Source organism: Micromonospora sp. NPDC005203, assembly GCF_042872705.1.
In the GTDB taxonomy this organism is placed as follows: Bacteria; Actinomycetota; Actinomycetes; order Mycobacteriales; family Micromonosporaceae; genus Micromonospora.
Window position 1 is genome coordinate 728262 of the sequence record NZ_JBIAKV010000001.1, and the last position, 22489, is coordinate 750750.

The 22489-nt window shown below is 69.5% G+C and carries 23 protein-coding genes; 12 read left to right on the top strand and 11 right to left on the bottom strand.

The window, feature by feature from the left end; all coding sequences use genetic code 11:
• The first annotated feature begins 65 nt into the window (after positions 1 to 65).
• From ACFYPM_RS03570 to ACFYPM_RS03580, 3 genes are all read left to right on the top strand, one after another.
• The gene (locus tag ACFYPM_RS03570) at positions 66 to 680 is read left to right on the top strand and encodes a PadR family transcriptional regulator (protein ID WP_387191456.1); all 615 of its coding nucleotides are present in this window, start codon (positions 66 to 68) and stop codon (positions 678 to 680) included.
• Between the two features lie 121 nt (positions 681 to 801).
• Positions 802 to 1761: an ATP-binding cassette domain-containing protein gene (locus tag ACFYPM_RS03575; protein WP_387190852.1), complete on the top strand. Its 960-nt coding sequence runs from the start codon at positions 802 to 804 to the stop codon at positions 1759 to 1761.
• Positions 1762 to 1778: 17 nt separating this feature from the next.
• Positions 1779 to 2534, top strand: coding sequence for an ABC transporter permease (locus tag ACFYPM_RS03580; protein WP_357241564.1), 756 nt, complete (start codon positions 1779 to 1781; stop codon positions 2532 to 2534).
• 220 nt (positions 2535 to 2754) lie between these two features.
• Here the strand turns inward: ACFYPM_RS03580 and ACFYPM_RS03585 are convergent, their stop codons facing one another.
• From ACFYPM_RS03585 to ACFYPM_RS03605, 5 genes are all read right to left on the bottom strand, one after another.
• Entirely contained in the window at positions 2755 to 3408 is a 654-nt protein-coding gene (locus ACFYPM_RS03585; protein WP_357572485.1) for an O-methyltransferase, read from the bottom strand.
• The gene (locus ACFYPM_RS03590) at positions 3405 to 4073 is read right to left on the bottom strand and encodes a Maf family protein (RefSeq protein WP_387190855.1); all 669 of its coding nucleotides are present in this window, start codon (positions 4071 to 4073) and stop codon (positions 3405 to 3407) included. Before ACFYPM_RS03590 ends, ACFYPM_RS03585 begins: the two co-directional genes overlap by 4 nt.
• Positions 4074 to 4339: 266 nt before the next feature.
• Positions 4340 to 5494, bottom strand: coding sequence for a type VII secretion-associated serine protease mycosin (mycP, locus tag ACFYPM_RS03595; RefSeq protein ID WP_387190857.1), 1155 nt, complete (start codon positions 5492 to 5494; stop codon positions 4340 to 4342).
• A 1381-nt stretch (positions 5495 to 6875) separates the two neighbouring features.
• Positions 6876 to 7340, bottom strand: coding sequence for a hypothetical protein (locus tag ACFYPM_RS03600; RefSeq protein ID WP_387190859.1), 465 nt, complete (start codon positions 7338 to 7340; stop codon positions 6876 to 6878).
• 88 nt (positions 7341 to 7428) lie between these two features.
• On the bottom strand, positions 7429 to 7623 hold the full coding sequence (locus ACFYPM_RS03605; protein WP_387190861.1) for an acyl-CoA carboxylase subunit epsilon: 195 nt from the start codon (positions 7621 to 7623) through the stop codon (positions 7429 to 7431).
• A 90-nt stretch (positions 7624 to 7713) separates the two neighbouring features.
• Between ACFYPM_RS03605 and ACFYPM_RS03610 the strand changes: the two genes are divergently transcribed.
• Positions 7714 to 9708, top strand: coding sequence for a protein kinase (locus ACFYPM_RS03610; protein ID WP_387190863.1), 1995 nt, complete (start codon positions 7714 to 7716; stop codon positions 9706 to 9708).
• 89 nt (positions 9709 to 9797) lie between these two features.
• Positions 9798 to 10031: a hypothetical protein gene (locus ACFYPM_RS03615; RefSeq protein WP_387190865.1), complete on the top strand. Its 234-nt coding sequence runs from the start codon at positions 9798 to 9800 to the stop codon at positions 10029 to 10031.
• A gap of 83 nt (positions 10032 to 10114) precedes the next feature.
• Here ACFYPM_RS03615 and ACFYPM_RS03620 read toward each other — a convergent pair whose 3' ends face one another.
• Positions 10115 to 10867, bottom strand: coding sequence for a GH25 family lysozyme (locus tag ACFYPM_RS03620; protein WP_387190867.1), 753 nt, complete (start codon positions 10865 to 10867; stop codon positions 10115 to 10117).
• 126 nt (positions 10868 to 10993) lie between these two features.
• Positions 10994 to 11545 carry a Uma2 family endonuclease gene (locus tag ACFYPM_RS03625; protein WP_387190870.1) on the bottom strand — a complete coding sequence of 184 codons (552 nt, stop codon included), beginning with the start codon at positions 11543 to 11545 and terminating at the stop codon, positions 10994 to 10996.
• Positions 11546 to 11646: 101 nt separating this feature from the next.
• Between ACFYPM_RS03625 and ACFYPM_RS03630 the strand changes: the two genes are divergently transcribed.
• The 4 genes from ACFYPM_RS03630 (at position 11647) to ACFYPM_RS03645 (ending at position 14808) form a co-directional block, all read left to right on the top strand.
• The gene (locus ACFYPM_RS03630; RefSeq protein ID WP_387190872.1) at positions 11647 to 12390 is read left to right on the top strand and encodes a M50 family metallopeptidase; all 744 of its coding nucleotides are present in this window, start codon (positions 11647 to 11649) and stop codon (positions 12388 to 12390) included.
• 21 nt (positions 12391 to 12411) lie between these two features.
• Positions 12412 to 13395 carry a ketopantoate reductase family protein gene (locus tag ACFYPM_RS03635; RefSeq protein ID WP_387190874.1) on the top strand — a complete coding sequence of 328 codons (984 nt, stop codon included), beginning with the start codon at positions 12412 to 12414 and terminating at the stop codon, positions 13393 to 13395.
• A 62-nt stretch (positions 13396 to 13457) separates the two neighbouring features.
• Positions 13458 to 13958 (top strand): SigE family RNA polymerase sigma factor, encoded by a 501-nt coding sequence (locus ACFYPM_RS03640; RefSeq protein ID WP_387190876.1) that lies wholly within the window; start codon positions 13458 to 13460, stop codon positions 13956 to 13958.
• The gene (locus ACFYPM_RS03645) at positions 13951 to 14808 is read left to right on the top strand and encodes a hypothetical protein (protein ID WP_387190877.1); all 858 of its coding nucleotides are present in this window, start codon (positions 13951 to 13953) and stop codon (positions 14806 to 14808) included. The genes ACFYPM_RS03640 and ACFYPM_RS03645 overlap by 8 nt, the downstream gene beginning before the upstream one ends.
• Positions 14809 to 14850: 42 nt before the next feature.
• Here the strand turns inward: ACFYPM_RS03645 and ACFYPM_RS03650 are convergent, their stop codons facing one another.
• Entirely contained in the window at positions 14851 to 16434 is a 1584-nt protein-coding gene (locus ACFYPM_RS03650; RefSeq protein WP_387190880.1) for an acyl-CoA carboxylase subunit beta, read from the bottom strand.
• A gap of 84 nt (positions 16435 to 16518) precedes the next feature.
• Here ACFYPM_RS03650 and ACFYPM_RS03655 point away from each other — a divergent pair, with 84 nt between their 5' ends.
• Both ACFYPM_RS03655 and ACFYPM_RS03660 read left to right on the top strand, forming a co-directional pair.
• Positions 16519 to 17394, top strand: a complete 876-nt coding sequence (locus ACFYPM_RS03655; protein WP_387190883.1) for a biotin--[acetyl-CoA-carboxylase] ligase — start codon at positions 16519 to 16521, stop codon at positions 17392 to 17394.
• 118 nt (positions 17395 to 17512) lie between these two features.
• Positions 17513 to 18085 (top strand): PH domain-containing protein, encoded by a 573-nt coding sequence (locus tag ACFYPM_RS03660; RefSeq protein ID WP_387190885.1) that lies wholly within the window; start codon positions 17513 to 17515, stop codon positions 18083 to 18085.
• Between the two features lie 49 nt (positions 18086 to 18134).
• Here the strand turns inward: ACFYPM_RS03660 and ACFYPM_RS03665 are convergent, their stop codons facing one another.
• The 3 genes from ACFYPM_RS03665 to ACFYPM_RS03675 form a co-directional block, all read right to left on the bottom strand.
• Positions 18135 to 18878 carry a MaoC/PaaZ C-terminal domain-containing protein gene (locus ACFYPM_RS03665; RefSeq protein WP_387190888.1) on the bottom strand — a complete coding sequence of 248 codons (744 nt, stop codon included), beginning with the start codon at positions 18876 to 18878 and terminating at the stop codon, positions 18135 to 18137.
• Positions 18875 to 19576, bottom strand: a complete 702-nt coding sequence (locus tag ACFYPM_RS03670) for a GtrA family protein (protein WP_387190890.1) — start codon at positions 19574 to 19576, stop codon at positions 18875 to 18877. Before ACFYPM_RS03670 ends, ACFYPM_RS03665 begins: the two co-directional genes overlap by 4 nt.
• 63 nt (positions 19577 to 19639) lie before the next feature.
• The gene (locus tag ACFYPM_RS03675; protein ID WP_387191458.1) at positions 19640 to 20176 is read right to left on the bottom strand and encodes a GtrA family protein; all 537 of its coding nucleotides are present in this window, start codon (positions 20174 to 20176) and stop codon (positions 19640 to 19642) included.
• Between the two features lie 439 nt (positions 20177 to 20615).
• On the opposite strand from ACFYPM_RS03675, the gene ACFYPM_RS03680 reads away from it, so the two are divergent.
• Positions 20616 to 22460 carry a phosphoenolpyruvate carboxykinase (GTP) gene (locus ACFYPM_RS03680; protein ID WP_387190892.1) on the top strand — a complete coding sequence of 615 codons (1845 nt, stop codon included), beginning with the start codon at positions 20616 to 20618 and terminating at the stop codon, positions 22458 to 22460.
• The last annotated feature ends 29 nt before the right edge of the window (positions 22461 to 22489 follow it).

The window sequence follows — 22489 nt, forward strand, 5'->3', positions numbered from 1 at the left end:
TGTGGAATGCGGCACTCACCCTAGTCAAATTTGGCTATTACGCTTGTGCGGTGTCTGCGACTCGAATGATGATCCTCGGTCTGGTGCGGTGGATGCAGCCCGTGCACGGCTACGACGTACGCCGCGAGCTGTTGAGCTGGAGCGCCGACAAGTGGGCGAACGTGCAGCCCGGCTCGATCTACCACGCGTTGCGCAAGCTCACCGAGGAGGGGCTGCTCCGAGCCGTCGCCACCGAGCAGGTGGGATCCCGTCCGGCCCGCACCACCTACGAGGTGACCCCCAAGGGTGAGGACGAGTTCGAGACGCTGCTGCGCAACCTCTGGTGGAATCTCGGCGAGCCGGCGGACCCCTTCGCGGTGGCCTTCTCCTTCCTGCCCGCCATGCCGCGCGCCGAGGCCGCGGCGGCCCTGCGCAACCGGGCCAATCTGCTGCGCGCCGGTGTCGAGTCGATGCGCGCCTCCCTCGAGTCGGACTGGGTGCGTAACCGCAAGCCGGTGCACGTGGGTTGGATGTTCGAGCTGTGGGCGGTGCGGGCGGAGGCGGAGATGGGGTGGTGCGAGCGGATCGCGGCGCGGATCGACTCCGGAGTGTCGTACCTGCCTGCTGAGCTGGAGAGCGCCGAGGGTTGGTCGGGGTGGAAGGGGCGTCCCGAGTCGACGCCTCCGACTCCGACGGAATAATCAACGTTGACTAAAGAAGCTATATCGCGTTAGCCTGCTGACGGCACAGCGGGGGAGTGCGCCGTCCGGCGTCGTCCCACCCGACGGCCGGCGCGGCCGGCCCGAACGACCAGGAGCAAAAATGATCGAGACCAGGGGGCTGCGGAAGTCGTTCCGCTCCCGCGCGGGTCGAGAGACAAAGACGGTGGACGCCGTACGCGGCGTCAACCTCGAGGTCGCCGAGGGTGAGATCTTCGGCTTCCTCGGCCCCAACGGCGCAGGCAAGACCACCACGCTGCGGATGCTCGCCACGCTGATCGAGCCGGACGGCGGCGAGGCCACCATCGCCGGAGCCGACCTGCGCAAGGACCCGGCCGAGGTGCGTCGGCGGATCGGCTACGTCCCGCAGGGCGGCAGCACCTGGGACGAGTCCACCGCCCGCGACGAGCTGGTCCTGCACGCCCGCATGTATGGCATCAGCAAGGCCGACGCGCAGCGCCGCGCCGTCCGCGCGCTGGAGGCCTTCCAGCTCACCGAGTACGCGGACCGCAAGTGCAAGACCTACTCCGGTGGTCAGCGTCGGCGGGTCGAGATCGCGCTGGGCATCATCCACGAGCCGAAGATCGTCTTCCTGGACGAGCCGACCACCGGCCTCGACCCGCAGAGCCGCGCGCACATGTGGGACGAGATCCGTCGGCTACGCCGCGACGGGATGACCGTCTTCATCACCACGCACTACCTTGACGAGGCTGACGCCCTCTGTGACCGGATCGCGATCATGGACAACGGCGAGGTCGTGGCCGAGGGCACGCCGGCCGAGCTCAAGCGCGAGATCTCCGGCGACGTGGTGCTTGTCGGTCTCGACCTGTCCGCGACCCCGCAGGCCGCCCAGGTGCTCGACGCCGAGCCGTTCGTCAACAAGCTGGAGACCATCGACGAGGGCGGCCTGCGCCTCTACGTCGACGAGGGCGCCGTCGCCATCCCGCAGGTGCTGCGCAGGCTCGACCACGCCGGGCTGGATCTGCGCTCGATCGAGCTGCACCGACCCAGCCTGGACGACGTCTTCCTCACCAAGACCGGTCGCTCGCTGCGCGAGTCCTGACAACCCGGAGATCACTCATGAAATTCGCCCGTGACACCTGGCTGATCTTCCAACGCCAGACTCAACTCCTCCTGCGCAACCCGGTCTGGGTCTTCGTCGGCGTGTTCCAGCCGGTCATGTACCTGCTGCTCTTCGCACCGCTGCTCAAGCCCGCACTGAACGCGCCCACCCAGGCCGCCGCCTACAAGATCTTCGTACCCGGTCTGCTGGTGCTGCTGGCGATCTTCGGCGGGCTGTTCCAGGGCTTCGGCCTGATCGCCGAGCTGCGTGCCGGCGTCATCGAACGCTCCCGGGTCACCCCGATCAGCCGACTCGCCCTGCTGCTCGGTCGCTCGCTGCGCGACGTCGTGTCGCTCGTCGTGCAGGCGATCATCATCACCCTGCTGGCGCTGCTGTTCGACCTGCGGGTGTTCATCGGGGACCTGCTGCTGGCGTACCTGATGCTCGCCCTGATCGCCCTCATGACCTCGGCCGTCTCCTACGGCGTCGCTCTCAAGGTCAAGAGCGAGGACGCGTTGGCCCCCCTGATGAACACCGTGGCGCAGCCGGTGCTGCTGCTCTCCGGCATCCTGCTGCCGCTCACCTTCGCACCCGGCTGGTTGCAGGGCATCGCCAACTGGAACCCGTTCTCCTGGGCGGTCGACGGCACCCGGGCACTGTTCGCCGGTGACCTGGGCAGCGACAAGGTCTGGCAGGGCCTGAGCATCACGGCGGTCCTCGCCGCGCTGGGCGTCTACTGGGCCGCCCGACAGTTCGCCCGCAGCGTCCGCTGACCCGACCTGGACTCGACCAGCCTCGGCTGGTCGAGTCCACGGGCCGTTGACCTGGTCGAATCGGGGCCTTGGCTTGATCGGCTCGGCGACCCCGGCTTGATCGGCTCGGCGGCGGCCTTGGCTTGATCGACTCGTTTTCCTGTAAGTCGGGGTGTCCCACCGGGTGGGGTGCCGCGACTTCCAGGCACTCGAGGTGATCAAGCCGGTCAGGCGTCGGCCGTCAGCGCACCCGGGCGAGGGTGAGGCCGTCCGCGATCGGCAGCATCACCGGATCGACCCGCACGTCGGCCACCACCTCATCGTTGAAGGCGGCCATCGCCCGGTCGCCCTCGTCCTGCGGCGCGACGATCCGCCCGCCACGCAGGACGTTGTCGACCGCGATCACCCCACCGGGCCGCATCCGAGGCACCAACTCGGCCCAGTAGACCGGGTAACCCGTCTTGTCGGCGTCGATGAACGCGAAGTCCAGGTAGCGCTCGTGCGGCAACTCCCGCAACGTCTCCCCGGCCGGGCCGATGCGCAGCTCGATCCGGTCCTGCACGCCCGCCCGAGCCCAGTAGCGCCGGGCGATGCCGGTGAACTCCTCGGAGATGTCGAAGCAGGTCAGCCGCCCACCCTCGGGCAGCCCGCGGGCGATCGCCAGCGATGAGAGCCCGGTGAACGTGCCAATCTCGACAGCCTGCCGTACGTCGAGCAGCCGGGTGAGGAACGTCAGAAAGGCGGCCTGCTCGGGTGCCACCTGCATCGTGGCGTGTTCTGGTAGCACCGAGCGGGTCTCCTCGGCCAGGTCCCGAATGATCTCGTCGGGCGGGGAGCCGTGGGCGACCAGGTAGGAGTGCAGTTCGTCAGTCAGCGGGATCGACTTGGTGGTCATGAGCGGACGTTACCGACCGACTCGACCGACTGGCCCCCCGGCGCGACCTTCGTCCACAGGTCGGTGATCCGTAGGTCGAGTTCCGCGAGGAGTCGACGCAGCAGCGGCATCGACAGCCCGACCACAGTCCCCGGGTCGCCCTCGATCCGCTCCACGAACGCCCCGCCCAACCCGTCGATCGTGAACGCGCCGGCCACCGCCAGCGGCTCACCACTTGCCACGTACGCCGCGATCTCGTCATCGCTGATGTCCGCGAAGTGGACAGTGGTCGAGGCGACCGCCTCCGCGCGCCGCCCGGCGGAAACGTCGACGAGGCAGTGCCCACTGTGCAGAACGCCGCTACGCCCCCGCATCCGCAGCCACCGCCCGGTGGCGTCCGCAGGGTCCGTTGGCTTGCCGAGGATCTCCCCGTCGAACGCGAGCACCGAGTCGCAGCCGATCACCAGCGTCCGCTGGCCGGCGCCGGGGCTCAGCCGGGTCAACACCGCCTGCGCCTTGAGCCGCGCCAACTCCAGGCACAACTCCTCAGCCCGATCGGTCACCACCAGCGACTCATCAACCCCGCTGACCAGCACATCTGGCTCAATTCCGGCAGCCTGCAAGATCTTGCGACGGGCAGGGCTCGCCGAGGCGAGCACGAGGCGGAGCGGCAGAGTTTCGGACACCCATCCGACGTTACCGGCAACCACCCCCACAACGACTCCCACCACGCACCGACCCACACGACCGCACGAACCGCCGCACGAACCGCCGCACGAACCGCGGGCGAACCGCCGGGCGAACCGCGGGCGAACCGCCGGGCGAACCGCGGGCGAACCGCCGGGCGAACCGCCGGGCGTGATCGACTCGCCTTCGTTGATACCGGGGTGTCGCACCGCCCCGGACACCGCAACATCAAGGAACCCGAGTCGATCGCCGCGCTGTCGCCAAATCAGCGACTAATCCTGGGCGGCGGATCATCGCCGCGCCGCCGCCGCCGCGCCACCACCGCCCATCCGACCCCCGCAGCCAAGATCACCCCAAGCGTGACCAGGCCACGCGCCGTCGCGCCACCCTCGTCGTCACCCGGCTGGGCTCCAGCCGTCGTCGGGCCGGCCGACGCGTTCAGAGATTCAAACCCCAGCGGCGGTACGTCCGCCGTCAGCGCCGCCACCAGATCGATCACGCCGTAGCCGTACTCGTCGTCACGCCCAGGTGGGCCCTTGTCGATCGCCGTCGCCATGAGCCGGTGCGCCACCTCCCGCGCCGGCAGGTACGGGTACTTGGACCGGATCAACGCCACCGCCCCCGCCACGATCGCCGTGGCGTCAGAGGTCCCAGTGCCTTTGCGGTACTTGCCATCGATGCTCGTGCTGTATATATCGACCGCAGGCGCAACCACATCAATCTCCGGGCCAGTCACCGAAACGGCCGCGCGGTTCCCGTCTCGATCGACTCCCCCAACGGCGATAACCCCATCTTCGGATGCGGGATAACCAACTGCGGCGTCCTGTGGACGATTGCCGGCCGAGGCCACCACTACTACATCCGCCGCGAGTGCTGTCTTGATGGATTGTTGTAGTGGAATCCCTGCGCCGCCCACTGAAGATATACTAATTATGTCAGCCCCCTTGCGCACGGCGAAGCTGATGCCGGCAGCCAGTTTATCGGGTTCTCCCTGACCGCTGGCGGGCGTATCGCGAATGGGCAAAATGTGCGCGTCTGGGGCTATGCCTAGAGCGCCCAATGTGGATCCTTGACCATGTGCGGCAATCAATCCGGCCATGCCTGTGCCGTGACTGTTCTGGTCATTTTGGCCGTCGCCGCCATCGATGACGTCAGTTCCTGGAAGAAGGTTTCTGTGAAGGTCGGGGTGTGGTTGAACGCCGGTATCCGGGACTGCGACGATCACTCCCGCTCCTCGCGAGATGCGTTGGGCATCGGAGGCTTTGAGATATTGGAGGTGCCATTGGTCAGACCGGACACGTTCGATACCACCAGGTGCATATTGTGGATATTGAGCCCTACCTGGTGTGGGGAAAGCTGTGGACAGCATCACCAATAAGCTGACCACCGATAATCCGGAAGCCTGTCTGGTTAATCTCATTACCTATCGAAGCCGATAGCTGGGCCAGGGTCATGCGGGCCGTGTTCTTCAGGGGGGCGGACGATAGGTTCTACCCCCTGATCAGTCTCCCAAGGATGGTCAGCGTCCCAGCCGCGTCGTCCTTCGCCCTCTCCGCTCCTACTGGGGCGGCCAGACGAGTAGCCAGCGCCTGGGCCGGAGGTGGTAGTTCCATTGAAGCCGGGAGCGCCACCGATCGGCGGTAACTGCTGTCCTCCGGCTAGGCTCCGACCTCCGCCCGGGCGCGAGCCCGCCCCGCCGGTCGGCGTAGTCCCGGCGCCACCGCCGCCGATTACACCGCCGATTGGATTTACTCGTCGTGTTGGACCGGAGCCGTTGACGGGCTGACTTAACCCGAGGTTGGGCGCGCCACCAATGAGGCCATTCGGCGGCATTGATCGTGCCGTTGGAGGTGGTGTATGCGACACGGCATTGTTGTTCCCGTTCAATGGCCGACTAATCGTTGCAGATGTTTTACCCGAAGCTGGGTTTGGGGAATGAGCTATCGGCCCGGACGGCAGCGCTGCGGGCGACCCGATGCCGGCTGCTGGAGCTGGCACTCCAGCCGCAGCTACTCCAGCGTTCGTCGGAGACTGCGCGACTCCGGAGCTGGCGCCGCCAAGTACCGGTCCTACCACGGGGGCCGCCTGGGCCGATTGCTTGCCACTTGACGAACTAGGCCGGGTTGAACGGGGAGGCGCACCAACGGCCATGGGCATCGGCAGAATTGGAGGGATTATAGGTGCGGCGTTGTCATAAGCGTCAGGGCCTGAGGGATCCCGTCTTGGGCGCGGTGGTGCTGCTGGTGGTTTTTGAAGGGTTGCTTGGGCTTGTTGGAGTTCGCCGCTGAGGTTGAACATCGCCGCTCGTGCCTGAACGTTGAGCCGTTCCAGGTCCGCATCGGTGACGGGCGATTCGGTGACCCGGTTGCCCATCACCGCTTTCGGGTCGGCGGCCATCGACTCGTAAGCCTGCTTCTTCTGGGACTTGGTCGCGTACTCCTCGTGGATCTTGCGGAGCGCGGCGCGGGTGGTGCCGATGGCCTGGGTGGCGGCGGCGAGCGCGGTGTAGTTCGCGGCGGCGGCGTTGTGGGTGCGCTGTACCTTGTCAACCAGTTCGTCGAGTTCGGCGAGGTAGGTGCTGGAGGCGGCGCTGGTTTCGGGTGGCCACGCCTCGGCGAGCCCGCGCCGGTATTCCTGGAGGCGGCTGAGGTGGGTCTGCGCCAGGTCGCAGACCTTGCGCCAGCCGGCGACCTGCTTCCAGTGGTTGTCGGTCTCGTGGTCCTGGAGGCAGGCCCACATGCTGTTGACGTCCATCAGGTGCCAGTCGGTGAGGCCGGAGGTGCGGCCGGAGTCCCGTTTGATCATGGCAGAAGCACCGGCCCTTCGGTGTCGGCGTCGGGGCCGGTCGGGTCGGTCAGCATCGGTGTGGGGCCGCCGGGCAGCATGCTGGTCGGGTCGGCGAGGGCCTGTCGCACGTCCACCAGGCGGGCGGCGGTGAAGGCGTCGCTGTCGGCGTACCGGGTGGCGACCTGATCGGCGGCGGCGGCCAGGTGGCCGGTGGCGCCGCGGACGGCGTAGACCATGTCGGCGGTGGCCTGTTGCGTCTCGTGGTGCGCGTGCAGGAACGTGACCAGCTCGACGAAAGCGTCGCACGGGTTGGGCAGCCGCGCGGACATGTCTTCGGCGATGTACGGAAGGTGCGGCGCGTAGTTGCTCTCGACCTCGGCGGCGAGCCGGTCGGCGAACTCTCTGAGCTGGCTGATGTCGGCCTCGACGCCGCCGTAGCCGCGCAGCCAGGGCGCTGGCCGGTCCTCTTTGGGGATCACGGGTCCTCCCTCGCTGTCACGGCACCGTCTCCCTGAGTGAGGGTAGCGTCTGCACGCACCACTGGCAGCCCCCGCCCGGAGGGTCGGTTCAGCGAGGCAGGCCGGCGGCGCGCCACCCGCCGGAGTTGGCCGGCCGACCGCTGCGCGCCCAGGCGGACGCGGTCGTCGGCGCGGGTGCGGCGGTTGGGCGGGATCGGACGATGATCGCCCCCACCAGTGCGGCCAACTCCTCCGCGGTGGGCACGCCACGGACCACCCGGATCAGCGGCTCTTCGGCAGACATGACGCCAGGGTACGCGGCGCGAAGTTACCGGAAGCGCACAGTGGCGTGCCGGCGGTGTGAGCGTCGGTGGGTCCGGGTACCGTCTCACCGATGTCGAACGCGCTCCCCCAACTTGTCGCTGACCGATACCGGCTTCTGTCGCCGCTCGGCCAGGGTGGCATGGGCCGGGTGTGGAAGGCGCGCGACGAGGTGCTGCACCGGGACGTCGCCATCAAGGAGTTGGTGCCGCCGCCGGGTCTCACCGACGAGGAGCGCCGGGAGATGCGCGAGCGCTCCCTGCGGGAGGCGCGGGCCATCGCCCGGCTCAACCACGCGAACGTCGTCCGCATCTTCGACGTGCTGCGCACCGATGGTGATCCGTGGATCGTCATGGAGTACGTGGCGTCGAAGTCGTTGCAGGACACTCTCGCCGAGGACGGCCCGGTGTCGGTGGCCCGCACGGTGGAGATCGGCCTCGGCGTGCTGGGTGCGCTCAGTGCCGCGCACAAGGCGGGCGTCATGCACCGCGACGTCAAGCCCGGCAACGTGCTGATGGGCGAGGACGGCCGGGTGGTGCTGACCGACTTCGGTCTCGCCACGATCCCGGGCGACCCCAACGTGACCCGCACCGGGATGGTGCTGGGCTCACCCGCGTACATCTCGCCGGAGCGGGCCCGCGACGGCACCGCCGGTCCGGAGGCGGACCTGTGGTCGTTGGGAGCGACGCTCTACGCGGCGGTAGAGGGCAAGTCGCCGTACGCCCGGCCGTCGGCGATCGGCACCCTCGCGGCGCTGGCGACCGAGCCGATTCCGCCGCCGAAGAACGCCGGTCCGCTCAAGGCCGTGCTCAACGGGCTGCTCCGCAAGGACCCGAACGAGCGGATCACCGCCGAGGTGGCGGAACGCCTGCTGCGCCGCGCCGGTGGCAAGCGTGCGCGCGGGATCTCGCTGCTGGACGGCGTACGCCGGCCTGGGCCGAACGGCCCGCGCGAACCGCGCCCGCCGCTGGTCCCCGCACCGCGACCGGCGCAGAGTGCCGACCGGCCGGTGTCGCCGCCGGCTGCCGCCGCGACCTCGGTTGCCGCTGCTGCGGGCCCCGCTGGCGATGCCACGCCGACGACAGTCGTTCCCTCCGGCGAGCATTCCGACCCGACCGCGGTGGTGCCGGCCGAGCCGACCGCCGTGATCGAGAGCCCGTCCGATGCCGACCCGACCGCGAAGGTCACGGCCACGGCCGACACGACCGGCGACGGTACGACGAGCGTCGGCGACGGTACGGCGAACGTCGACGACGAACCGACTGTGGTCGACGGACCGCCGGTGGCCCCTGAGCAGCGCAAGCCGACGACGCCGACGTCGCTCATGCCGCCGGTGAGCCCGGCCGGGCGCGCGGCGGTCACGGCGTTCGACGGCACGAAGCCGAACAACACCCGACGCAACGTGCTGATCGGGGCGCTTGTGGCCCTGCTGCTGATCGGCCTCGTGGTGATCGTGCCGATGCTCACCAAGGGCGACGACAACGAGACCCCGCAGGCCGGCCCGACGACCGGTGCGGCCGCGACGTCGGCGCCGGCGCAGTCCTCGGCTCCGGCGGCGCCTCCGCCCACCACGGGCGCACCGAGTGCGTCGCCCTCGGCCACGCCGTCGACCGACCCGAACGCGCTGCCGGCGGGTTGGACGCTGCACGAGGGGTCGACCTTCTCCATTCCGCTCCCACCCGGCTGGAGCGGCCGTCAGACCAGCTCGGACACGGCCGTCTTCAACCAGTCCGGCGGGCCTGGCAAGATGCTGGTCCAGTGGATTTCCACCCCGAAGAAGGACGCGGTCGCCGACTGGAAGGAGAAGGAACCGTACCGTCGGAATCTGGTCACCAACTACCAGTTGGTGGGCAGCATCAAGGCCTGCGACTGGTATCGGACCTGCTCCGACTGGGAGTGGTTGGAGACCCGGGACAACACCCGCATCCACGTGCGCAACCGGGGCTTCGTAACCGCCACCAACCGGGGTTACGCCATCCGGTGGGAGATTGCGGAGAAGGACTGGCAGGCCAACCTCGCCACCTTCGACCAGATCGTCAAGGGCTTCAAGCCCGATCGGGTCAACTGACTCGGCCCCTCCGCACCTGTGCGAATCTCTCTCGCATGATCTTGCGTCGTTCGGGGTATCTGATCTCCAACGACGGAGGGAGGTGCGACATGGGTCACCGCTACAGGAACGCCCGGCCCCGGCTGGCACTGTGGATGCTCGTTGCACTCGGCGATGTGGCACTGCTGCTGATCAGCGTTGGGCTTCCGGTACTCGTCGCGCTGTTGGGCGTCGTTGCCATCGCCGTTGGTGCGGTAGGCGTCCGGCGGCTCAGCCGGCGGGACGCGCTGGTCCGCGAGGATGCTCCGGTGATGGTGCCGGCGTTGAGCCGACGGCGGGCCTGACCCGTACCCGGTGGCGTGGCGGCAGCCGGACCGATTGTCGACCGTTGTGGTGACCGTCGATCCCGCTGCCGCCAACGGACCGATCAGGTGTTGTTGGCCAACGCGATCAGTCGACTGCGGTCACCGTTCCAGTAGTTGCGGTCCACGTTGCCGCTGATCCCGGAGACGACGCCGGTGCTCGTGTACTGCCAGAAGCTCCACACCGGTGCCCCGGCCGGCAGCGCTCCGGGCGCGCTCGACCAGCGGGCCAGCCACAGCGGGTGGTTCGCCCACGGGCCGGTCCAGCTGCCGGTGCACTGGTTCCACCAGCTCGTCGTGGTGTAGATGACCGCGTACCGGCCGGTGCGGGAACGGTAGGTGTTCAGGAAGTCCTGCACCCAGTTGCGCATGCCGGTGGTGCTCAGGCCGTAGCAGTAGCCCCCGCTGTACGGGTTGGCCTCGATGTCCAGCGCCGCCGGGAGGGTGCGGCTGTCCGCCGACCAGGCGCCGCCGTTGGAGGCCAGGTAGTTGGCCTGGGTGGAGCCGGCGGAGATGTTGGGCCGGGCGAAGTGGTACGCCCCGCGGATCACACCGGCGTTGTACGAGTTGACGTAGTTGGCGTTGAAGTTCGGATCCTTGTAGGTGGTGCCCTCGGTTGCCTTGATGAAGGCGAACTGGATGCCCGCGTTGCGGACGCTTGTCCAGTTGATGCTGCCCTGGTAGCGGGACACGTCGATGCCGGGTGTGGTGGCGGCGGCCGCCGGTCCGGCGGTCGCGACCAGGGCCGCCGCCGCGGTGGCGAGGACGGTGAGGCCGGCCGCGAACGCGCGGCGCAGCGATGACGAGGTACGGGCCATGAATGCCTCCAAGGACGTCGCTCTATCGACAACCATCTTTGGAGGTAAGTACCCTAGATCACAATGGTGACTGAAGAAAGCTTCATCGACGGGCGTCGGTCGGACAGGCGACCGGAGCGCAAGGAGTCAGCCCGGAGTGGCCGGGTCGAACTGCCAGCGGAACGGCTCGACGACGCTCAGCGTCTCGCCGGCCTTGGCCACCTGGTCCTCGACGTAGTGCTCACCGTCGAGCCGGAACAGCCGCAGCGAGTGACCCTCGCCGTCCTGCTCGACCAGCAGGTACCAGGGGATCCGCGCGATGGCGTAGAGCTGCATCTTGACCAGCCGGTCGGCAGCGGCGTTGCCGGGCGAGACGATCTCGCCGACGAGCACCACCCGGTCGGGGTCGAGGAAGGTGCCGTCGTCATCAACATCGGTCACAACGAGGTCCGGAATGACGACTCGATCGATGCCGAGCCGGACGTTGATCGCTTCGAAGACCGACAGCCCGTGGAGGTCTGCCGCTGCTTCGATGCTGTTCGCCAGCCGGCGCGACACCCGCTGGTGCCGTCGGCTCGGGGCAGGGCTCACCAAAAGGCTTCCGTCGAGCAGTTCGATCCGGTCCGGCGTTTCGCCCAAGGCGAAGTAGTCGGCCTCAGTCCACAGGCCGATGTGCGGCTCCAGGGGCGCTGCGCTCACCCGCGTTCACCTACCGCTCGACTCGCCACCCGATCAGTCTTCCAGGATACGAGGCGGTGCTCCGGGAGCGACACGGAACGCCGCCGGTAGGCTCGCGCCCCATGATGTCGATCGACGGACTGGGCGAGACCTGGGACACGCTGTTCGGCGCTCAGCCGGACCCGCCCCCGCTGCTGGTGCTGATCACCGCGGCCGTCGCGCTGGTGGTGGTGTCCACCCGGCTGCCGTGGCGGGTCGCCCGCAACGCCATCACCATCGCGCACGAGGGCGGGCACGCGCTCGTCGCCCTGCTCACCGGGCGCAAGCTGCGCGGCATCCGGCTGCACTCGGACACGTCCGGGCTGACGCTCTCCGCCGGCCGTCCCACCGGGCCGGGCATGATCCTCACTCTGCTCGCCGGGTACGTCGCCCCGCCGCTGGTCGGGCTGGCCGGTGCCTGGCTGCTCGGCGGCAACCGGATCACCCTGCTGCTCTGGGTGGCGGTGGCGCTGCTGCTGGCCATGCTCGTCCTGATCCGCAACGTCTTCGGAGTGGTGTCACTGCTGGTCACCGGCGCGCTGGTGTTCGCTGTCTCGTGGTACGCCACGCCGCAGGTCCAGGCCGCGTTCGCGTACGTCGGGGTGTGGTTCCTGCTGCTCGGCGGGGTGCGACCGGTGGTGGAGCTGCAACGGCTGCGGTCGCGGGGGCGGATGCCCGCCTCGGACGCCGACCAACTCGCGGGGCTCACCCCGTTCCCGCCGCTCTTCTGGGTGGCGGTCTTCGCGCTTGTCAACCTGGCCGCCCTGGTGGCCGGCGCCCTGCTGCTGACCGGCCCCATCCTCACCAGCGCCGGCCTGACGGTCTGACCCAGCGGGCAGAATGAGGCCATGCGATACGTGATCATCGGGGCGGGTGCGGTCGGCGGGACCATCGGCGTACGGCTGGCCCAGGCCGATCGGCACGTGACAGTGGTGGCCCGCGGTGCCCACCTGGACGCGATCCGGGCGCGGGGTCTGACCCTGCGGCAGCCCGACGGCGAGGTCACCGCCCGGCTCGCGGCGGTGGATCGGCCCACGGACCAGCCGCTGCCGGCGGACACGGTGCTGATCCTCACCGTGAAGTCGCAGGACACCGCCGGCGCGCTGGGCGCCTGGGTGGACGCGCCGGTGGCCGGCGGTGGCACGGCCGGCGAACGTCTGCCGCTGGTGACCGCGCAGAACGGGGTGGCCAACGAGCGGGCCGCGCTGCGGCTCTTCGCCGACGTGCACCCGGTCTGCGTCTGGCTGCCGGCCACCCACCTGGACCCGGGCGTGGTGGTGGCGAACGGCTACCCACACCCGGGGATGCTCCACATCGGGCGCTGTCCCGAAGGCGCCGACGACACCGACCGGGCGATCGCCGCCGATCTGAGTGCCGCCGGGTTCGTCGCGCCGGTCCGCGAGGACGTGCTGCGCTGGAAGTACGGCAAGCTGCTCAGTAATCTGGGCAACGGCCTACAGGCGCTGCTCGGTCGGGACATCCCGGCGGCGTTGGCCGAGCGGGTCCGCGCCGAGGGTGCTGCCGCGCTCGCCGCCGCCGGGATCGCGCACACCTCGCCGCCGGAGGAGAAGGCCGAACGCGGCGATCTGGTGCAGCAGCGCCCGGTCGACGGCGAGGCCCGCTCGGGTGGCTCCACCTGGCAGAGCCTGGCCCGGGGCACCGGCTCGACCGAGGTCGACCACCTCAACGGTGAGATCGCGCTGCTCGGCCGGTTGCACGGCGTGCCGACGCCGGCCAATGTCGCCGTGCAGCGGGCCGTCCGTCGGGCGGTCCGGGAGCGGATCGCGGCCGGCGCGTTCCCGCTCGCCGAACTGGAGAAGATGATCTCCTGATCGGGGCAACCGATGACCCGGCCCGGCGCGTGTTCCCTGCGACCGACACGGGGAGGCAACGGGTGCCGGACGTCGACGAGTTCGACGAGTTCTACCGGGGGAGCCGGCAACGGCTGCTCGGGTTCGTCTACGCCCTGACCGGTGACCGGGTCGAGGCTCAGGACGCCGTGCAGGAGGCGTACATCCGGGCGTGGCAGCGCTGGTCGACGGTCCGTGGGTACGACGATCCGGAGGCGTGGGTGCGGGTGGTGGCCAGCCGGGTCGCGGTCAGCCGGTGGCGTAGCCTGCGCAGCCGGGCCCGCGCGTACCTGCGGCACGGTGCCACCGAGAGCGTTCCCGGGCCGGGCACCGACACCGTCGAGGTGGTCGCGGCTCTGCGTCGGCTACCCGAGGAGCAACGCGTCGCCATCGCCCTGTACTACCTGGTCGGCATGCCGGTCGCCGACGTGGCGCGGGAGACGGCAGCCCCGGTGGGCACCGTCAAGGCTCGACTCTCCCGGGGGCGCGCCGCGCTCGCCGGCCTGCTCGCCGTCTCTGACCTGGAGGAGGCCACCGATGCGTGACGAGTTTGACCTTGTAGAACGGATCCAGCGGGACTTGCACGAGGTGCGCTGGCTCGGCCCGGAGGAGATCCGTGCCCAGGCCCGTCGCCGCGGCCAGCGCAGAGTCGTCGTGGCCACCGCCGTCGTGCTGGCCCTCGCCGGGGTCTCCGCCGTGGCGGTGGCGGCTCCGGGGAAGTCGCCGTCGCCGGCTCTGCCGGCAGCCTCGGCATCGCCGGCCCGGCACGAGATCACCCTCGACGCCCTGCTGCAACCGACCGACCTGCCACAGCCCGTCAATGTGCGGCTCAGTCAGTCCGGGTTGGGTGAGCCGGTCATGCTGGATCCGATGCTCGGCTCCTGCCGGACGAGCCAGGGGCTGTCGAACGGCTGGCAGCCGTCGATCCTGTCCCGCTCGCAGACCTTCGTGCCGGAGCGCGCAGTCATAAATGCCAGCGAGAGCGATGGTCGGGTCACGCAGGATCTCTTCAGGTTGGTGCCCGAAACGGCCACACAGCTCCTCGCCACCATGGACGACCTGGTCGCCCCGTGCGCCGCCTGGACCAGCGTCGGAGGCTACAAGGTTGGGGATGCGACGGGCACCGGGGCGGCGATGCACCACTGGGCGGTGGTCCAGCGGGGTTTCGCGGGCGACGGCGCCGCGCTGCTGCTGCACACCGGTTCGCAGCCCGTTGATCAGAAGACGGGCGAGCCCATCGGTGCGGCGCCCGGGCCGACCAGCACCGCCGTGGTCCGGGTGGGCGACCTGATCACGGTGCTCAGTCTGCGACCGACCGGCACCGAACTGGATCTGCGTCGCCTGGCGGAGGTCGCCGCCCGCCGGATGTGCGTCGCCGCCAACCCGGCCTGCTGACCGGACCCACCGCGACCAGGGGCCACCGAACGGCGGCACCGCTCAGAGCGGGATGTTGCCGTGCTTCTTGGGCGGCAGGGTCTCCCGCTTGGTCCGCAGCACGCGCAGTGCCCGGACGATCTGGGTGCGCGTCTCGTGCGGTGCGATCACCGAGTCGATGTAACCGCGCTCCGCCGCCACGTACGGGTTGGCCAGGGTGTCCTCGTACTCGGCGATCTTCTCGGCCCGGATCGCGGCCGGGTCCTCGGCGCTGGCCAACTCGGAGCGGTAGAGGATGTTCACCGCGCCCTGCGCCCCCATCACGGCGATCTGGGCGGTGGGCCAGGCGAAGTTCAGGTCCGCGCCGAGGTGCTTGGAGCCCATCACGTCGTAGGCCCCGCCGTACGCCTTGCGGGTGATCACGGTGACCTTGGGGACGGTGGCCTCGGCGTACGCGTAGATGAGCTTGGCGCCTCGGCGGATGATGCCGTCCCACTCCTGGCCGGTGCCGGGCAGGAAGCCGGGCACGTCCACGAAGGTCAGCACCGGGATGTTGAACGCGTCGCAGGTGCGCACGAACCGTGCGGCCTTCTCCGACGCGGCGATGTCCAGGGTGCCGGCGAAGTGCATCGGCTGGTTGGCGACGACGCCCACCGGGCGGCCCTCCACCCGGCCGTAGCCGACCACGATGTTCTGCGCGTAGAGCGGCTGGACCTCCAGGAACTCCCCGTCGTCGAGGACGTGCTCCAGCACCGTGTGCATGTCGTACGGCTGGTTGGCCGAGTCCGGGATCAGCGTGTCCAGCTCCCGGTCCTCGTCGCTGATCGCCAGGTCGGCGGGCGCGTCGAAGACCACCGGCTCGTCGAGGTTGTTCGACGGCAGGTACGACAGCAGCGCCTTGACGTAGTCGACCGCGTCGTCCTCGTCGGTGGCGAGGTAGTGCGCGTTGCCGCTGCGCGTGTTGTGCGTGCGGGCGCCGCCCAACTCCTCCATGCCGACGTCCTCGCCGGTCACCGTCTTGATCACGTCCGGGCCGGTGATGAACATGTGCGAGGTCTGGTCGACCATCACGGTGAAGTCGGTGACCGCCGGGGAGTAGACCGCGCCGCCCGCGCAGGGTCCCACCACCAGGGAGATCTGCGGGATGACGCCGGAGGCCCGCACGTTGCGGAAGAAGATCTCGCCGTAGAGGCCGAGCGAGACCACGCCCTCCTGGATGCGGGCGCCGCCGGAGTCGTTGATGCCGACCACCGGGCAGCCGATCTTCATGGCCAGGTCCATCAGCTTGACGATCTTCTCGCCGAAGACCTCACCGAGCGAACCACCGAAGACCGTGAAGTCCTGCGCGAACACGCACACCTGCCGGCCGTCGACAGTGCCGTAGCCGGTGACCACACCGTCGCCGTACGGGCGGTTGCGCTCCAGCCCGAAGGCCGTGGACCGGTGCCGGGCCAGTTCGTCGAGTTCGACGAAGGAGTCCTCGTCGAGCAGCATCCCGATCCGCTCGCGGGCGGTCCTCTTGCCCCGCGCGTGCTGCTTCTCGACCGCGCGGGCCGACCCGGCGTGCACCGCCTCGTCGACCCGGCGCTCCAGGTCCGCCAGCTTGCCCGCGGTGCTGTGGATGTTGGTCCCGGTCTCGGTAGTCACCCTGGGAATATAACGATGGTTCAGGTCGGCGCCGCTGTGCAGTACCCCTCAGTGTCGGCGCCGCCACCGCCGTAGGCTGGCGGAATGTCGGGCTCCCCGTACACCGATCTGGACCGTCCGCCGCTGTCGGCGGCGCGGCTGCGTCGCGCGTTGGTCGCGCCGAACGGGCCGTGGACCCGCCTGGAGATGCACGCCGAGACCGGCTCCACGAACGCCGACGCGGCCGAGGCGGCCCGGGCCGGCGAGCCCGAGGGTCTGGTCGTGGTGGCCGAGCGGCAGACCGCCGGGCGTGGCCGGCGCGGTCGGGTCTGGCAGTCGCCGCCCCGGGCCGGCATCGCGACGAGCGTGCTGCTGCGGCCCGGCGTGGCCGTGCCGGACCGCGACTGGCGTCCCGTGCCACCCACCGGGTACGGGTGGCTGCCGTTGCTGGCCGGCGTGGCGCTGGTGGAGGCGGTGGCCCGGCTGGCCGAGCTGGACGCCACCCTGAAGTGGCCCAACGACCTGCTGATCGACGGCGCGAAGTGCGCGGGTGTGTTGGCCGAGGCGGTGCCCGGGCGGGTGCCGGACCAACCGCCGGCCATCGTGCTCGGCATCGGGCTGAACGTGACGCTGCGCGCCGAGGAGCTGCCGGTGAACCCGACCGGGCTGCCGGCCACCTCGTTGCAGTTGGCAGGTGCGGCGGCGACCGACCGGGACCCCCTGTTGCGGGCACTGCTGCGCTCGGTCGCCGACTGGTATGACCGCTGGCGCTCGGCGGGTGGCGACGCGGTCGCCAGCGGCCTGCGCGACGCCTACCTGGCGGCCTGCGCGACGATCGGCCGTGAGGTACGCGTCCTGCTCCCCGACGGCGAGACCGTGACCGGCACCGCCAGCGGAGTGGACCCGGACGGCCAACTTCAGCTCGCCACCCCGACGGGCGCCCGAACCCTGGCCGCCGGAGACGTCCTGCACCTGCGCTGACCACCCGTTCGAAAGACGTGCAAGATCACGGACAGCGGGTGGGGCCGCGTGGCGGATGTCGTGGTGGCGCCTGGGGGTTTACCGTCTGCGCGTCGGAAAAATGGCGATGGAGGTTGTCGTGGCGTTCCCTGAAGACGTGCTCACCGCGGACGAGCATGTCGTGCTCCATCTGCACCCGCACTGGAAGGCGCTGATTCGGCCGATCGCGGTGCTGGTGCTGGCCATCGCCGCGGTGGTGGTCGGCGTGCTGCTGCTGCCCGAGAGCGGTGGCGGTTCGGTCGCGCTGGCCGTGATCGGAGTGATCGCCCTGGTCGGGGTGCTCTGGCTCGGGCTGTGGCCGTTTCTCATCTGGCGTACCACCCACTACCTGTTCACCAATGAGCGGGTGCTGATCCAGCAGGGTGTCTTCTCCCGCGACCGGCGCGACCTTCCGCTCACCCGGGTCAACGACCACGCGATGAACCAGCGGTTCGTCGAACGTCTGCTCGGCTGCGGCACGCTCACCATCGAGTCGGCAGGTGAACGCGGCCAGTCGGTGCTCGCCGACGTGCCGAGTGTCGGCAAGGTGCAGACCACCCTGTACGAGTTGGTCGAGGCGCAACACGACAAGCACTCGCTCGGCGACGGGGAGATGCGCGACATCCTCGCCGACATGCAGGACGGCAAGCCGCTGCGGGACACCACGACCTGATCCGGGTCGGGTGCCGTGGCGGCCCGCCGCCGCAGTGTGTCGGGGCGGGTCAGCCGGGTGGTTCGGCCCGGGGTGGGCCGTTGGCGGGTCGCTCCGGGCCGATCTCGGCCGAGCCCGCGTCCGGCGGCCCATCCGCCGGCCGGCCGGCGTCGGACGGGTCGCTCCCGGTTGCGTCGGCCTCGGTTGCGTCGGCTTCGGGTGCGTCGGCTTCGGCTGGGTCGGCCTCGGGCGCGTCGGTCTCGGCCGGGTCGGGCGCGTCGGCTTCGACTGAATCGGCGTCAGGCGCGTCGGCGTCGCCTGGGCGGACGGCGAACCAGCCACGGAAGCGGGTCCGCAGCACCTCCTGCTCGGGCCGATCGTCCGGGCCCAGCCGCAGCATGGTGCCGGTGAGGCTGACGGTGCCGAGCCCCGGGCGTGCGCTCGACGGCCGGGCGCCCATCACGTCGACCCGAACGGCGAGCCGGTCACCGGCGCGCACGGGGGCGAGCCAGCGCAGCTCCTCCAGGCCGGGGGAGGCGTCCGCGGCGGCCCGGGACAGCAGGTGGTCGACGTACGCGCGCATGAACAGGCTGACTGTGTAGAAGCCGCTGGCGATCAGCCCACCGTGCCGGCTGGCCCCGGCCAGGTCGGCGTCGACGTGGTACCACTGCGGGTCGAAGCGTCGCGCGAAGGCGACCATCTCGTCGCCATCCACGCTGACCACACCGAGGTCGACGGTGAGCCCCGGGACAAGATCCTCGAAGAACAGCTCGGCGGGCTGCCCAGTGCCGGAGCGGGCGTCGGGTGTCGTCACCGGCGGGGCGCGCGGCGGGTGCTGACGTGCAACTCCGCGGCGAGCTCCGCGTCCAGGTCGGCGGCGGGGCTGACGCTCAACCGGGGGCGACCCTGGGTCGGCGCGCCGGCCGGCGGGTCGGCACGTCGCGCGGACTCCGCCTCCTCCAGCTCCGACACGGATTCGGCCAGTTCGGCGACCGGGTCCATCTCGGCCATCGTGTCCCACTCGTCGCGGGGGATGTCGTGCCAGGTGGGCTCGGGCTTCGCCTCGTCGTCGTCGACAGCGACGGGCTGGAAGACGAAGGTCCGGTACGACCAGAACCGGAACAGCGTGGCCAACAGGACACCGGCGGTCTTTGCCACGTTCAGTGCCAGCAGGCCGTGAACGCCGAGGCCGTACTTGGCCGCCGCCACGGCACCCAGCTCGATGAGCAGGCCAGCCCCGTTGAAGAGGAAGAAGAGGACGTACTCCCGGCGCATCGCCGATTTCGGGCGATCCCGGTACGTCCAGTGCCGATTCATCAGGTACGACGTGATCGTGGCGACGACCGTCGCAATCACCGACGCCTTCAACTGACCATTGACGAAAACGGTCAGTGCAAGGGCATTGAACACTGCGTAATTGATGACGGTGTTGATGCCACCGACGATGCCGAACTTGAGCGCCTCGTGGATGAACTTTTGCCAGCGCTCAGGCAGCAGGCGGACAAGACGCATGCGAAACACCTTAGGGCAGTCGGTGTGACCGGCGATCACCGGCCAAACGGGGTGAGCGGCAGGTCACGCCCTGCGGTCGGGATCGGGTCTTACCTCTGGAACGGTCCGGGTTCCCGCTTCGACGAAGACGAACCGCCGGTACGACCAGAATCGGAACAGCGTGCCGAGGCCCGTGCCGACGACGTAACTGGCGACGTTGTCGGCCAGGCGCGTCTGGAACACGGCCGGCCAGACGCTGCCGAGCCCGTACCTGCTGATCGCGAGGCAGGCCACCGCGATGCCGAGACCGACGACGTTGAAGAAGAAGAACAGCGCGTACTCGCGGGCCGGGTTGCTGCGCTGGCGGTGCCGCCAGGTCCAGAACCGGTTGCCCACGAAGGCGACGGAGGCCGCGATGATGGTCGAGATCGTCTTCGCCGTCAGCTCCTCGACGCCGCGCGTGCTCGTCAGGTAGTTGAAGAGCGCGAAGTCGACGAGGAAGGCGACGCCGCCCACGGTGGCGAACTTGCTCATCTCGCGGACGAGGTGACCGAAGCGGTCCAGCAGCTTGCCAACCAGACCCGGTCGGGTCTGCCGGGGACCCGGTTGCTCCCCGGTCATCGTGGCGGCCACGGAGCGAGCCTACCGGCTCCGGGCCAGTCCGAGGGGGAGCTACGGCAAGCGGGCGTGGTCGCCCGGCGCAGCTGATCACTGTGTGCGAAACCGTCGTACGCAGCGTAACCAATTGGGAGGACTGACGCGCCTCGGAACGGGAATCCACGCACCGGTCGCCGGGGCAGGTCCACGGCCCGACCGCATCAAGCGTCCGCCGGGGTGCACAACAAGATTTGCGTGAAACTGCGCAGGAAAGCGGGTATCAGATCGTGATGCCGCAGCGTGGCCGTAGCTTGTGCAGTTCTTCACAACCAGTCCCACTGACTCGGAAGGCTGCCCGGTTTACGCTGAGGCCAATCCCAGGTTTCCACGAAGGCGACGCATCGCGCCGCTGAGTCTCGTGCATCCCATAGATCGGTCAGCGTCGACCACAAGGAGATGTGTCATGGTTGCTCCGGCTGTTGTGCGGGGTATTGATCAGGCCCCGACGTCCCATCCGAAACTGCTCGTCTGGGTCCGTGAGGTCGCGGAACTGACCACCCCCGACCGGGTCGTCTGGGTGGACGGGTCCGACGAGGAGTGGCGCCGCCTCACCGACGAGCTGGTCGAAGCCGGCACGCTGATCCGGCTGAACCCGGAGAAGAAGCCCAACTCGTTCTACGCGCGTACCGACCCGACGGACGTCGCCCGGGTCGAGGAACGCACCTACATCTGCTCCGTCGACGAGGCGGACGCCGGCCCCACCAACAACTGGATGGCGCCGGCGGAGATGAAGCGGACGATGACCGAGCTGTACCGCGGCTCGATGCGGGGCCGGACCATGTACGTCATCCCGTTCGTCATGGGTCCGGTCGAGGCCGAGTCCCCGATGTTCGGTGTCGAGATCACCGACAGCCCGTACGTGGTCGCCTCGATGCGCATCATGACGCGGATGGGCACCCGCGTCCTCGAGGCGTTGGGCGACGACGCGGACTTCGTGCACGCGTTGCACTCGATCGGCGCCCCGCTCGCCCCCGGCCAGCAGGACGTCGCCTGGCCGTGCAACGAGACCAAGTACATCTCGCACTTCCCGGAGAGCCGGGAGATCTGGTCGTACGGCTCCGGTTACGGCGGCAACTCGCTGCTCGGCAAGAAGTGCTACTCGCTGCGGATCGCCAGCGTCATGGGTCGCGACGAGGGCTGGCTCGCCGAGCACATGCTGATCCTCAAGATCACCTCGCCGGAGGGCAAGGTCCACCACATCGCCGGCGCGTTTCCCTCGGCCTGTGGCAAGACCAACCTGGCCATGGTGGAGCCGACCATCCCCGGTTGGAAGGTCGAGACCATCGGCGACGACATCGCCTGGATGCGGTTCGGCCCGGACGGCCGCCTCTATGCCGTCAACCCGGAGTACGGCCTGTTCGGTGTCGCGCCCGGCACCGACTGGAAGACAAACGCCAACGCCATGCGCACCCTGGACCGGGGCAACTCCGTCTTCACCAACGTGGGCCTCACCGATGACGGTGACGTCTGGTGGGAGGGCATGGGGGAGCCGCCGGCGCACCTGATCGACTGGAAGGGCAACGACTGGACGCCGGAGAGCGAGGGCCTGTCCTCCCACGCGAACAGCCGGTTCTGCACCCCGATCACCCAGTGCCCGATCCTTGCCGACGAGTACTTCGACCCCAACGGCGTGCCGATCGACGCGATCCTCTTCGGCGGCCGTCGTAAGGACACCATCCCGTTGGTGACCGAGGCCCGCGACTGGGTGCACGGCGTCTACATGGGTGCCACGCTCTCGTCGGAGACCACCGCCGCCGCCTCCGGCGCGGTGGGCGTGGTCCGCCGCGACCCGATGGCGATGCTGCCGTTCATCGGCTACCACGCCGGTGACTACTTCCGGCACTGGATCGAGATGGGCAAGGGCACCGACGGCGACGAGGCGAAGCTGCCGAAGATCTACTACGTCAACTGGTTCCGCAAGGACCCGGACGGCTCCTTCCTGTGGCCGGGCTTCGGGGAGAACTCCCGGGTGCTCAAGTGGGTCGTCGAGCGGATCGAGGGCACGGCCGACGCGGTGGAGACCCCGGTGGGGATGGTGCCGACGCCCGAGTCGCTGGACGTCGAGGGCCTGGACATGACCCCGGAGGACGTCCGGATCGCACTGAAGGTCGACCCGGACGAGTGGCGCGACGAACTGCCGATGATCACCGAGTGGTTCGAGAAGTTCGGTGACAAGCTGCCGGGCGTGCTCTGGGCCGAGTTGGACGCGCTGCGCGCCCGACTGGACGCCGCACAGCCGCAGCGGTAGGTGTGAAGAGCGCCCCTCGCGGGCAACAA